This window comes from Flavobacterium sp. GQ95, from assembly GCF_059758655.1.
The window spans coordinates 1-12,156 of sequence record NZ_JCAXEB010000024.1 but is presented as its reverse complement, the minus strand read 5'-3'; the positions used below and the strand labels follow the sequence as shown (position 1 = coordinate 12,156).

The window sequence follows — 12,156 nt, the reverse complement described above, 5'->3', positions numbered from 1 at the left end:
GTAATAATTTTAATGTGGTTTTTGGATAGATTTTAATCAGCTTCAAATGTATACTGTTTATGCAAATTACCATTTACTCAAATTCAGAAAAAATCATTACAAAAACCCATCAAAATCTATTTTAGAGATCTTAAAACATAGTTTTTGAGTTTTACCAGACTTACATAAAATTAAAAGTCCAAAAAGCAATCATTGCTTCTTGGACTTTTAAATATTTTAATCAAAATTATTATTCTACGCGATGTTTCCATCTTTTATGTGTCCATAAATAATATTCAGGAGCTTCGTAGATTTGTTTTTCAACTTCTCTTAAATATTTTTCTGTGATTTCAAAATTATCGTATTCTTTAGGGTTATCGGCGATAGGTACAATTTCTGCCTCATAATAACCTCTTCCTACTTTTTTTACTTTGATGAAAATGACACTTAAATCATATTTTTTAGCAAGCATTTCAGCTCCTGTATGAACCGGAACTTCAATCCCCATAAATTTCATCGAATGAAAAATTCTGTCCAGTTTTGGCGATTGATCGCTGGCCAAACCATAAAGACTTAAGATTCCGTCACGTTGGTTTTGTGCCATTAAAGGAATTGCTTGCTTGGTTTCAACCAATTCGGCATCGTATTTCCCTCTTATTTTACGAACCAGTTTATCAAAATAAGGATTAGCAATTTTTTTGTAAACACCAACACCATTAAAAAGCATTCTTTTATTAAGTGTCAAAAGCCACTCCCAACTCGCATAGTGCGAGGCTACTAAAACAACGCTTTTCCCTTTTCTTTCATATTCATGAAAAAGGTCCATATTGGTTATAGTAAACCTTTTTTCCATTTCTTCAGGCGTAATACTCATCGTTTTTATCATCTCCAGAAACATATCACACATGTGCTGGTAAAATTTCCTTTCAATTTCTTTTCGTTCAGCATCATTTAAATGCGGTAAAGTAAGTGCGAGATTTGCCCGAACTATTTTTCTGCGATACCCAATAACATGATATACCAGAAAATAAACGAAGTCTGAAAACCAATAAAATATTCGGAAAGGAAGTATAGAAATAAGCCAAAGAAAAGGATAGGCTAAAATATAAACGAGAAACTGCATCTAACTTTTTTTTTACAAAGATAAAGTAAAAATGAATAACGTTACATGTTTTGGTGCGTACTCAAGTTGTGTTTGAGAATGACTATATTTACAGCTCACTTTAAATATTTTTTATGAATACCGTTAATACCGTTTTGGTTGGGATTATAGTTGCCAATGCCTTAATTAGTTATAAAGGTTTTAATGATCTTTCTTTTTTCAGAAAATACGAATTTCATGTTGGGAGTATTCGTTCCGGTGAACAAATCAGAATGTTATCATCAGGTTTTTTACACGCTGATATGATGCATTTAATATTTAATATGCTGACACTTTGGTTTTTTGCGCCAGTTGTAATTGAGTGGCTAGGAACAATTTCTTTCGTTCTGATTTATTTTGGAAGTTTGATTTTTGGGAGCCTGCTTACAATGCTATTTCATAAAAATGATTATAGTTATCGTGCAGTAGGAGCTTCGGGAGCCGTGACAGGAATTTTATATTCTGCCATATTATTGCAGCCAGATATGATGTTGGGAATCTTTTTTGTCATTCCGATACCGGCTTATCTTTTTGGAATTTTATATTTATTGTATTCTATATATGGAATGAAAGCTAAAAATGATAATATTGGTCATACAGCACACTTTGGAGGTGCCATAGGAGGTTATTTGATTACTTTGGTAAAAGAACCTTCTTTAATTGTTGATCATAGTTTGATGGTTATTTTATTAGCAATTCCGATTTTGATTCTTTTTGTTATGGCGAAATTGGGGAAATTGTAAGGCTGGCACAACTTTTGAAATGCTCTCATCAATAATTTTAAATATAACAAAAATGAAAAAAGTAGTATTATTTTTAACAATCATGTTTATGACTATGTCTTACGGCCAGGAAACCAAACAAATTCCACAGATCAATGTAAACGGAGAAGGAAAAGTAAAAATAGCTCCTGATCAGGTTTCTATTTCAGCTACAGTTGAAACAAAAGGAAATAATGCTAAAGACGTCAAAAAGCAAAATGACGAAAAAATGGATGCCGTTTTGAAATTCATCAAAAAAATGAATATTCCAACTGCAGATTTCAGAACAAAACAAGTGGCACTTAATCCACAATATGATTACGAGAAAAAGAAAACAAGCTATAATGCAACACAGACAGTTGAAATTTTAGTAAAAGATTTGTCTAAATATGATGAATTGATGGAAGGTTTGGTTCAACAAGGAATTAACCGTTTAGATAACGTTTCTTTTGAATCGTCTAAACTAGCCCAGTATCAATCAGAAGCCCGAAAATTAGCAATTAAAGATGCCAAAGCAAAGGCAGAAGATTATGTTTCTGTTTTAGGACAAAAAGTAGGTAAGGCTTATACCATTTCAGATAATTCACAAATCTATCATCCACAGCCAATGTATGCTGCTATGAGAATGAAAGAATCTGCAGATGCATCACCTTCAAACGAAACTCTTGCCATTGGAGAAATCGAAATTACAGCAAATGTTAGTGTTAGTTTTATTCTGGACTAAACATAAATAAATTTCAATATTTAAAATCCCAAATTCCAATTGTTAAGATGGAATTTGGGATTTTTTACTTGCTGGTTTTTACAATTTTGCAAGCAGGAGGCTGAAACTCACTTTGATTTTATCAGACACTTTTTTACTAACCAGTTTCGGAATTTCGATATCAAAGTCTTCTGGTTTTACATCAAAATTTCCGGTTATTGTAATCTTATCGCCAGATTTTAAAATCTTAGCGTTTGCAATTATTTTTTTAGTTTTTCCATGCAGAGTTAAATCTCCTGAGATCTTAAATGTTTTAGGGGCAGATGAAAGTTTTGATGCATCAAAATCTTCAACTTTTCCTTTAAAGGTTGCTTTAGGAAATTTATCTGATTCGATATAATTTTCATTAAAGTGTTCCTCCATTAATGCAATTTTAAATCGGAACCCTTTCATGAGAGTAAGCACGGCAATTTCTCCTGTAGATGATTCCAAAATAGCAGAAGTATTTTTGTTTTCCGCCGTAATTTCCTCAAAAGACTCAACAGAAGCTTCAAATTTTAAATTCCCGGTTTTTGTTGCAAACTTTTGAGCCGAAACATGTAAAATTCCAACAAACAAAAATAGCAGTACAATTATTTTTTTCATTTTAGTGTTGATTTAATTTTCTAATAATCCATCTGTATTCCATTGCAGAATTGTATTTATTTTATCCTGCGGCATTCTTCCTGCTCTTGGCATTATTCCGGGTGTTCCGTTTTGACGTTGAATTCTATCTAATAAATTAGTATTAGACATGGCATTTTTTACCTGATCATAAGTTACCAACGGTATAAGTGATCCACCTGCAGAATGGCAGCCAATGCAATTTTGATCAATAATAGATTTAACATTTGCATTGTAAGTAACTTTTTCAACTATAACAGTTGGTTCTTGCAGACTTTCATAAGTATTCGATTCACAACCATATAATGACAGAATAAGGCCTGATAAATAAATATATTTTTTCATATTTTATATTTTTAAAAAACTCTATATAAATTAAACCCAAAGAAAAAATCGCCTTTGCCCCAATCCCCGGCAGCACTCGTCAGGTAACCGCTTTCGGTCATTGACTGAGAATTTGTAAAAAGCAATTGAAAAACATGTCCTCCGGTTTCTATGTCAAGTCCAACGGATAATGGGTTATTATAAAAGTCTGGTTTACTGAAATTTTGACCATATTCTAAATTAAGAGAAAGTCTTTTAGTTAACTTTAATCGTCCGCCAGCGCCTAAAGTAAATTGGTTATCATTTTCTATGTCTGGATTGTATAGATTTTTATGGATAAAAGAAGGGGCTAATTCTAAAGATAATTTATCTGAGAATTTTCTTGAAATCAAAATTTGATTAATATAAGTCAATCGATCAGAAAATTCAATTTTCGGGTAATCGTCCTTCTTTAATCCACTATTAAAATCTATCGTACTATAGCCAACAATATCAACAGGAAATTGTTCGCTTTGTCTTATAAGTCTATATTTTGCTGATGCTTCATTTATTTTCAGCAAAGTATGGTGTGATGCACTTACCGAGAGCCAATCTGTTACTCCATAAATTCCACCAATTTTTGTAGTGGCGTCATCAAAACCAAAAAACTCAGAAATTCCACCTTTTACAGAACCAAATCGATGAGATATTACCATGTAAAATTCCTTTTTTGCGGCTAATTTGGTCGATTGTAGGGTTATAATCTGCAAAGCTTTAAATGTGGCAGTTACGCTTTTATCAACTACTTGTGTCGAATCCAAAGTAGAAAGTAGATCGTCTTGAGCATTGCTATAAAGACAGATTAAAAAACTGGCTATTAAGAATATTTTTTTTTTCATATTTAATTTTGTTGAATACTGCATTGATCAAATTTTACTAGTTCGAATAAATCATCATAACCAATGCATCTCCCTTTTATATTGATCGGTTTATTTATCAAAGTCTTTTTTACTTTTCCATTCATTTTGCAAAACACTTTTTTATCTATGACCATCGAAGAATCGGTAACTTCTGAAACTATTCCTTCAATTTCGATTGTTTTATTTAAGTATTTAGAGTCAGTCTGTGATGGATTTACAGCATATTCTTTTTCTAAATTTTCAGCAGTAATAGTTAACATTGATTTTTCACTATCAATATCTCTGGCATCTTTGTATAAAACATTTTGATAGATATAGTAAGGGCCAAAACTTATCACTAATAAAAATATCAGAATCTTGATTCTTGTTTTATTCATGTTGATTTTGCGATTTTTAATTTTGCTGTAGTTTATCAGGATTTTCAGTCTTTATTATTTCAAACTAGCCCAATAGAAATTGGACTAATTTGAAATGCTCTAGTTGCAAATAATCCTATTTATATGGCTAGAGGTATGTCTTTTACTGGTACTGGCCAAATTCCCGGACTTGGGAAACTAATTCCTTTATTTGCACCTCTTACGTTGGCATCTTGTCCAAAATAATACAAAGGCCAGCCATTGTAAACCAATTGAGATTTACCAAATACTGTGATAACACTAAATTTAGATTTGTCAAGTGTAGAAGGAACTACAATTTTATCTGTTTCATATATTGGCCAAACAGCATTGTTAGAAAAGTCGGCTTTTGTGAAATTATTCTTCTTGAAATTGTCATTCTTGAAAGTATAAAGAGTAATCCCTTTCGCATCTGTAAAGTAGGTAGTTGAACCATCTCCAACAGTATAATCTGATTTGTAATTTTTACCATCATGGCCTACAAGCTGGCTTCTTACGATCATAATAGAATAATCGGGTTTTGCAATAAACCAAATACCTCCAAATCCATCTCCGGTTGTTTGACCCGGAGTTTCTATTGTATTGGTGCCTCCATTGCCATATGGATCGCTTCCGGAAACCGGTGCATAATAATACAAAGGCCAGCCTTTATAGGTTAATTGTTTTTTTGAAGATGGTGTGGTAATAGTTCCAAAATCAGATAATGTTAATCCGGTACCTAATTTATCAGCAGTTAAATTGTCTACAAAAAAGGGAGGCCATAATGCTTCACATCCTCCTGTACATGAAGATTGCCCGTTTGCATCTGTTGAGAAAAAATATAAAGACCTTCCTTTTTTATCTGTTAGATAAGATCCTAATGTTGCACTTGTAGAAAGATTAACTTCTGTTTTTAATTCCGGAGTAGTAGGAGGAGCGGGAGTGTCATTACCGCTATCACTACTACAGCTTATAAAAAATGTTGATGCAATAAGGGCAACTAAAGCGAATTTAAGTTGTTTTAATTTCATTGTTTTTTTGATTAGATTAATTATAGAAAATGGGAATAGAATTACTTTACAGAAACAGTAAAGTTTTTTGGGTTGATTATATATCAAGCTGTCATGCTACTTTAATGCGCATTTCGTTCAATAATCTTTATAGTTTATGTTACGAACTGTCATAAAAAAAATGGCCGGGATGATATTGTATCAAATTTTTAAAAAAAGTCATGTTTTATTCTTTTGATAGGATTCAATAGTAAAACAGCTTTAGTGCAGATTACCCTACCAAAAAAATGATGTTTTATAGAAAAAAAATAAAAAATGGAAAAGAATCTTTTACAGACTTTGTAGAAATAGTTTAGAGAGAAACTCTAAAACTCACATTTGGAGTTCTTTGCAGTGCGAATGTTTCAACTTCTTCAATAGAATTTGTTAACGAACTTATTCTATAATATTCGCTGATTTCATTTTTTCTGTTTAGGATATTTAAGATGGATATTCCTAATTTGTATTGAATTCCATTTGCAGTTTCCCATTTATAAGTAGAGGAAATATTCACCTGTGAAAAAATGTGTAAATTGGTATTGTTTGGTTTATTGTAGACCAATACAGGATCTGAAGGATCAATTTGGGTACTGTTGAGAGAGGTTTTTGGTCTGCCTGAAGACCATTTTGTTCCCAACGCAATTTTGAAATTGTTTTTCTCATAAATACCTGCCCATGATACAGTATGCATTAATTGAAAATTGTTAGGAAAACTTGGGTGTTCATAATTAGAAAAATGATAATTATTATGGTTGTAAGTATAACTTAACCAAGTCAAAAATTGATTCATTTTTTTCTGAATCAACATCTCTGTTCCCCAAACTTCATAATCGCCGGTTGTTCGAATAAATTCTAATTGGTTCTGAAAACCTTGACTAGAGGTTGTAATTCCGGTTATTTTTTTATAAAAATTTTCTATATCTAAAAGCCAGTCATTCTTTTTGTAGAATAAATTCAGGGATAATTGCTTACTTTTTTGAATAGGGACCGTGGTATTATTGGAGATAATCCATCGTCTTTTTTCAATGCCAAAATAATCTTTTTGCAAATCAATGATTTGTTGTGAATTTTGACTTTTCAACTCGCCAAGTAGTTCTATATTTAAACTTTTATTGATACCGTAGCTAAACTGCATTCGGGGTTCTACAATATATTTTTTAAATTTTTCAATATAATTAATTCGGGTTCCTGCTTTAAAATAGATTCTGGAAAGTGTGTCATTATATTTTCCTTCCAAAATTAAGGCGTGTGTTCTCAGCACGTCTTTAACTTTACGATAGAAATCCGGATTAGTTACCTGCTCTAAATTAGTAACCCCCATTTCATTATATTGATAGCCATCGTTAAAACTAAATTTGGAGGTAATCGTATGATTATTTTCTAAATTAATTCCATTATTGTTAACGGTATTTTCCTGAATGACGATTTGATTTGCATTGGTCGTTTTTTGGTCTGCCAAAAGTTCATAGGAAGAGTTGTAAACGTTAATTTTAGTGGTATTGAAGTTATTCCAGTTCCTTTTCCATGATAAATTTCCACCATAATTTTGCTGGCGTAAAACATTGTTTTCTGATCTGTTTATGTCATATACAGTCGCACTTTGAAAAACCTCGAGATTATCTTTAATGGTAATTAAATCCAGGACGATTTGGTCTTTACTTCCAATTTTTTGAGCATATTTAAATGTAGCATCGTAGAAATCAAATTTTTTGTCACTTCGATAATTGACATTTTGTTTTTCTGAAAAATCAGTGATTGTAGTGTTTTGAAATACCTTATTAAAGTATTCTTTATACGTAGGTGTTTCTACAAAATCAGTAATCGATTTACGTGCTGAAATTTCGATATAGCTTTTTTTCGAAAGATTGTATTTCGCATAAACATCAGCATTAATCATATTTATTCCTGCACTGAAAGCATTTTTTTCAGCTATTTCAGGAGTAGAAGAAATAGCCACTACACTCGATACACTTTCTCCGAAAAATGCAGAGCTCCCATTTTTATAAATAGAAATGGTATGTGCCAAATTGGGATTGAAAACCGATATTAAACCAAAAAAATGTCCCGTTTGGTACATTCGTATTCCGTTCCATAAAAACAAATTCTGATCGTGCGTACCTCCACGTACATTAATGCTCGATACACTTTCATCAATACTGTTTACGCCGGGTATTTGCTGCATTGTTTGCAAAGCATCGGGTTCTATAAGTCCCGGAAGAATACCAAATTTCTTAGGCTTAATTTCAAATGATCCATCTTTGTTTTTTGAAATTCCTGAAGCCAAAATCGCATTGGTTTTAATTTCCTGAAGTTCTGTAATTTCAGGTTCTAATACTATTCGGAGGCAATCTTTGGAGTCCCGATTATCGACCACAATTCTTTTAGACATGAATCCGATATGACTAATCAAAAATAGAGATGAATCGTCTTGTTTACACTCAAAATAACCGTTTGAATCCGTTGTAATCTGAGTTTTACTAAGTAAAGTAATATTTGCGTTTTCAATAGGTTTTTTATCGATATCAGAAAAAACGTATCCGCAAATCATTTTAGATTCAATATCCTTTTTATATATGTTAATAAACTTGTTTCCTATATTTTCAAAAGATAAATTAGTGTTTTTTGCCAGATAGTGCAGTTTCTGATCTAAAGAAAGTGATCTTTTTGGAGGAGTTAATTGGAGGCCGGCAATATTATCTTCAGTGTAATTAAAACTGACCTGATGCTGTTGTTCAATATCAATTAGGATTTTTTTAAAAGACACAAGCTTTCCTTTGTCCTGAGAAAAAAGATTCAGGACAAGGAAAAATGTAAAAAACAAAAAATGAAATTGTTTGGGGAGCAACATTTATTTTTCGTCAAAAATTATTTTATTTTCTGAGACTTTTTTAGCCTCTAAATGATAGGTTGTACTAATAATTTGCAAGGCTATATCCAGGTTTTTAGCGGGTAATTTTCCTGTAAATAAGGAAATTGTATCTCTTGTATTTAATTCGATCTTAATATTGTATTGTCTTTCAACTTCGTCTAACAGGGTTCTGATATTTTCTTTATAAAAACATATTTGATTTTCCGTCCATTCCGGTTTCAGTGAATGTATTGTCATTTTGGTTTGTTTTCCGTTTTCAAAACTAACGCCTTGCCCGTGAGTCAACAGAATTTGAGTATTGGCATAATTTACCTTCACACGTCCTTCATAACACACTACATCAAACCTGTTTTTTCGGTTTTTAACGTTAAACTGAGTTCCTAATACCGAAACTTTTCCAAGACTGGTTTGCACTTCAAATCGTCTGCCTTTGGCTACCCTGAAATAAGCTTCTCCTTTTAGTTCAAGACGTCTGTTGTTGTCCCAGTTCCATTTTTTATAATTTATTTCAGAACCTGAATTTAATACCACCTGAGAATTATCAGGTAATGAAAAAGTCGTTTTCTCTCCAAAATTTGCTGTTTCGGTTTGAGGTACAAAAAATTTCAGCGCAAAGGTAATTCCAAGTGCCAGAACAAATATGGCTGCAGCTCTAAATACCCATTTTTTGTATAATGGAATCACTTTTGAAGCTACTTTTTTCTGGCTGAGAATATTAGATAACATAGCGTTTTCATCCAAATCACCTACTTCTAAATGATCTGTATAAATTTTTATTTTTTGGTATTTTTCAAAATCGGGGCTTGCTTTAAATTCAGCTAATTCATCTTCTGACAAATCATTATTGAGCCATTTTGCTAGTAAGCGATTTTTTTTCATTGTACTGGTATTATATTATTAAACAGTTGGAACTAAATTTACCCTACTTTTTATAAATCAATTTCTTTACGCAAGCTTAACAAAGCCAAATGAATGCGTTTTTCGACTGCCTTCACGCTAATGTTTAACTCTAAGGCAATTTCGCTGTATTTCTTTCCGTCAATGCGATGCATCAAAAAAGCAATACGTTGTTTTTCATTTAAGCTTTCAATAGCTTTCAAAAGTTTGGATTGAAATTGTTTTTCCTCCAAAAGATATTCGGGATTTTCATTTGTTTTATCTAAACCTGTAAAGTTTTTTTCATATCTCAAAACCACTTTTTGATGTGCAATTTGATTGAGACTGCTATTATTTGCAATCGTATAGATATATGATTTCGCTTTTTCCAGCGGTACAGAAGCACAGTTTTGCCAAAGTTTGACAAATGCTTCCTGTGCGACATCTTCTGCCTGGTCTATATTGCCAAATTTGTAAAAAAGAAAATTCCGAAGCGCTTTTATGTGATTTTTAAAAAAAGACGAAAAGATTATTTCATCACAAGTGTTTGATTGGTTTTTATTTGGCATTGGAGTTTCAATTTATACGGGGTAAAAGTATTTGTTTTTCGTGTAAGTAGGGTAAAAGCAAAGACGATTGTTTTATAGAAGAATAAAATGCTATTAGCTTTTGATAATTTAGTATTGAAGAGGAGGCTGATATCCTTAAATGTTAATTTATTAAAAACCAGTTTCTTTAAAATTTATTATCTTTGTAAAAATATAAATATGTCCCCTTTAAAAAAATATTTATCAATATTAACCTTTTTATTCTTGTTGTCTTGTCAAAGTGATATGGATGAGCAAAAGAACAATGGACAGGGAACGATTACAAGTGTTTCTCTTCTAGCTACTTATATGCAAAGGGTTGCGATGGTTCCAACTGTGCAGGATAATATAATAGACGGGTCGACGTATTGCACTATAAAATTGCCTTATACCGTTACTGTTAATAATACTCAGATTGCAATTAATACTAGTGCCGATTATCAAAAAGTATCAGATAATATTAACGCAAGTGGTTATGATGATGATATTGTAAAAATAGATTTTCCTGTAACCATGGTGTATTATAATTACATTGAAAAAAATATTCCGAATGAAGCTGATTTTGATTCCTTAATCGATTATTGGAATATGTATCCTGATCTTTTATCTAAAATCAACGGCCTAAACATTAATTATCCTATAACGATTAATATTTATAACAGCGCCAATCAAATGGCAAGCTCTGTATCTATCATAAGTGATCAGGTATTTTTCAACTTTATAAAAAATTTGAACAACAGTCAGTATATTTCATTACAATATCCGATTTCTATAGTTAATTACCATAATCAGACAAAATCAATTACAAACAATTCAGATTTTGAAAACGCTATTAAGTATGCTATTGATTATTGCCCTGAAAACAATCTTGTATCACTTGATTTTGAAGCAACAATAACAAATGGTTCCTGGATAATACCTTATTTCTTTGTTGACTCAGAAAAAACTGCCTCGTATAGCGGATATTCATTTGTTTTTAAAAGCGACAAATCAGTAGTTGCTACCAAAGGTATGATCTCAGAAACAGGTCAGTGGGAGTGCAGTATGCTCAATGGCGTGAAGGAATTAAAACTAAATTTCAGTACTGAATTACTTAGTAAATTGAATTATAACTGGAAATTGTTTGAGTTTAATAATTCGCAAATAAGATTACGCGATGTAAATAATAGTACTAATTATCTTTATTTTGAAAAAAAATAAGTTTTAATAACATGCTTATCCCTAATTAAGCATACGTAACATAACATAAAAGAATCGAAAAGATCATATTAACTTCTATTCCTTATTGAAGTTATTTTGATAATAGAATGTGTTTCACATTAAAAACAGACAATAATAATTTCATAAATTTTTATTCCCGTAGTTTCATTGACAGAAATAAAGAAACCCTATTTTTTATTCAAGTAAAACAACAAGGTGCAATTAGACTTAAGCTCCTTTTAAATTGCTTAGGACAAATAATAAAAAAGAAAATTCAGTTTGTACTTAGTACTCGCCCAAAAAAGTTTAAACCTGAAAGATCACCTGATTTTTAAAAGTTTTTTTGGAGTCTACTATATCCTATTTTCAATTTCTCACTTTTTTTATGAATTCAAATAATGTTTTATATAGGTAAGTTGATATTAAACTATATATAATAGTAAGGAATTCATAATAATCCTCATTTTTAAAGGATGGTTTTTGGAGTAATATATTTAAAGTAGGAAAATACTTTAATGCAGGAAGAAAAAATTCAGACTTAAATGTTATGTTATCAGAAAGTTAAGAAAATTTAAAAAAAAATAGATAAAAAACTTTTCGAAAAGCCTTGCAGATCTCGATAAAGGGTGTACTTTTGCACCCGCTTTGAGAGACAAGCGAAACAAAAAGAAACACACGTTCGTAGACATATTGAATTGACAGCCGTTTTGAGAGAGATTTCAAAACAAAAG

12 protein-coding genes are annotated in these 12,156 nt (G+C 31.3%); 3 read left to right on the top strand and 9 right to left on the bottom strand.

The features are described from left to right. Positions 1 to 229 precede the first annotated feature (229 nt). Complete coding sequence (locus tag AC6CH4_RS25070; protein WP_498107914.1) at positions 230 to 1,102, bottom strand: lysophospholipid acyltransferase family protein; 873 nt, start codon at positions 1,100 to 1,102, stop codon at positions 230 to 232. A 113-nt stretch (positions 1,103 to 1,215) separates the two neighbouring features. Here AC6CH4_RS25070 and AC6CH4_RS25065 point away from each other — a divergent pair, with 113 nt between their 5' ends. Both AC6CH4_RS25065 and AC6CH4_RS25060 read left to right on the top strand, forming a co-directional pair. After that, on the top strand, positions 1,216 to 1,863 hold the full coding sequence (locus AC6CH4_RS25065; RefSeq protein ID WP_498107912.1) for a rhomboid family intramembrane serine protease: 648 nt from the start codon (positions 1,216 to 1,218) through the stop codon (positions 1,861 to 1,863). A 52-nt stretch (positions 1,864 to 1,915) separates the two neighbouring features. Further along, positions 1,916 to 2,605 carry an SIMPL domain-containing protein gene (locus AC6CH4_RS25060; protein ID WP_498107910.1) on the top strand — a complete coding sequence of 230 codons (690 nt, stop codon included), beginning with the start codon at positions 1,916 to 1,918 and terminating at the stop codon, positions 2,603 to 2,605. 78 nt (positions 2,606 to 2,683) lie between these two features. On the opposite strand, the gene AC6CH4_RS25055 is transcribed toward AC6CH4_RS25060, so the two are convergent. The 8 genes from AC6CH4_RS25055 to AC6CH4_RS25020 form a co-directional block, all read right to left on the bottom strand. Further along, the gene (locus AC6CH4_RS25055; protein ID WP_498107908.1) at positions 2,684 to 3,229 is read right to left on the bottom strand and encodes a YceI family protein; all 546 of its coding nucleotides are present in this window, start codon (positions 3,227 to 3,229) and stop codon (positions 2,684 to 2,686) included. A gap of 12 nt (positions 3,230 to 3,241) precedes the next feature. After that, positions 3,242 to 3,592, bottom strand: a complete 351-nt coding sequence (locus tag AC6CH4_RS25050; RefSeq protein ID WP_498107906.1) for a cytochrome c — start codon at positions 3,590 to 3,592, stop codon at positions 3,242 to 3,244. A gap of 11 nt (positions 3,593 to 3,603) precedes the next feature. Continuing rightward, the gene (locus AC6CH4_RS25045) at positions 3,604 to 4,449 is read right to left on the bottom strand and encodes a DUF5777 family beta-barrel protein (protein WP_498107904.1); all 846 of its coding nucleotides are present in this window, start codon (positions 4,447 to 4,449) and stop codon (positions 3,604 to 3,606) included. Positions 4,450 to 4,451: 2 nt separating this feature from the next. Beyond that, positions 4,452 to 4,847 (bottom strand): OB-fold protein, encoded by a 396-nt coding sequence (locus tag AC6CH4_RS25040; RefSeq protein ID WP_498107902.1) that lies wholly within the window; start codon positions 4,845 to 4,847, stop codon positions 4,452 to 4,454. 119 nt (positions 4,848 to 4,966) lie between these two features. Then, positions 4,967 to 5,875, bottom strand: coding sequence for a hypothetical protein (locus AC6CH4_RS25035; protein ID WP_498107900.1), 909 nt, complete (start codon positions 5,873 to 5,875; stop codon positions 4,967 to 4,969). A gap of 331 nt (positions 5,876 to 6,206) precedes the next feature. Then, positions 6,207 to 8,657 carry a TonB-dependent receptor gene (locus AC6CH4_RS25030; RefSeq protein WP_498107898.1) on the bottom strand — a complete coding sequence of 817 codons (2,451 nt, stop codon included), beginning with the start codon at positions 8,655 to 8,657 and terminating at the stop codon, positions 6,207 to 6,209. Positions 8,658 to 8,741: 84 nt separating this feature from the next. After that, positions 8,742 to 9,641, bottom strand: a complete 900-nt coding sequence (locus AC6CH4_RS25025) for a FecR family protein (protein WP_498107896.1) — start codon at positions 9,639 to 9,641, stop codon at positions 8,742 to 8,744. A gap of 50 nt (positions 9,642 to 9,691) precedes the next feature. Then, positions 9,692 to 10,207: an RNA polymerase sigma factor gene (locus AC6CH4_RS25020; protein ID WP_498107894.1), complete on the bottom strand. Its 516-nt coding sequence runs from the start codon at positions 10,205 to 10,207 to the stop codon at positions 9,692 to 9,694. A 198-nt stretch (positions 10,208 to 10,405) separates the two neighbouring features. Between AC6CH4_RS25020 and AC6CH4_RS25015 the strand changes: the two genes are divergently transcribed. Then, the gene (locus AC6CH4_RS25015; RefSeq protein ID WP_498107892.1) at positions 10,406 to 11,425 is read left to right on the top strand and encodes a hypothetical protein; all 1,020 of its coding nucleotides are present in this window, start codon (positions 10,406 to 10,408) and stop codon (positions 11,423 to 11,425) included. Positions 11,426 to 12,156 lie beyond the last annotated feature (731 nt).

Bases quoted from the DNA above. Each gene is read 5' to 3' on its own strand.
- AC6CH4_RS25070 (WP_498107914.1), bottom strand. From the start codon at position 1,102: ATGCAGTTTCTCGTTTATATTTTAGCCTATCCTTTTCTTTGGCTTATT.
- AC6CH4_RS25065 (WP_498107912.1), top strand. From the start codon at position 1,216: ATGAATACCGTTAATACCGTTTTGGTTGGGATTATAGTTGCCAATGCC.
- AC6CH4_RS25060 (WP_498107910.1), top strand. From the start codon at position 1,916: ATGAAAAAAGTAGTATTATTTTTAACAATCATGTTTATGACTATGTCT.
- AC6CH4_RS25055 (WP_498107908.1), bottom strand. From the start codon at position 3,229: ATGAAAAAAATAATTGTACTGCTATTTTTGTTTGTTGGAATTTTACAT.
- AC6CH4_RS25050 (WP_498107906.1), bottom strand. From the start codon at position 3,592: ATGAAAAAATATATTTATTTATCAGGCCTTATTCTGTCATTATATGGT.
- AC6CH4_RS25045 (WP_498107904.1), bottom strand. From the start codon at position 4,449: ATGAAAAAAAAAATATTCTTAATAGCCAGTTTTTTAATCTGTCTTTAT.
- AC6CH4_RS25040 (WP_498107902.1), bottom strand. From the start codon at position 4,847: ATGAATAAAACAAGAATCAAGATTCTGATATTTTTATTAGTGATAAGT.
- AC6CH4_RS25035 (WP_498107900.1), bottom strand. From the start codon at position 5,875: ATGAAATTAAAACAACTTAAATTCGCTTTAGTTGCCCTTATTGCATCA.
- AC6CH4_RS25025 (WP_498107896.1), bottom strand. From the start codon at position 9,641: ATGAAAAAAAATCGCTTACTAGCAAAATGGCTCAATAATGATTTGTCA.
- AC6CH4_RS25020 (WP_498107894.1), bottom strand. From the start codon at position 10,207: ATGCCAAATAAAAACCAATCAAACACTTGTGATGAAATAATCTTTTCG.
- AC6CH4_RS25015 (WP_498107892.1), top strand. From the start codon at position 10,406: ATGTCCCCTTTAAAAAAATATTTATCAATATTAACCTTTTTATTCTTG.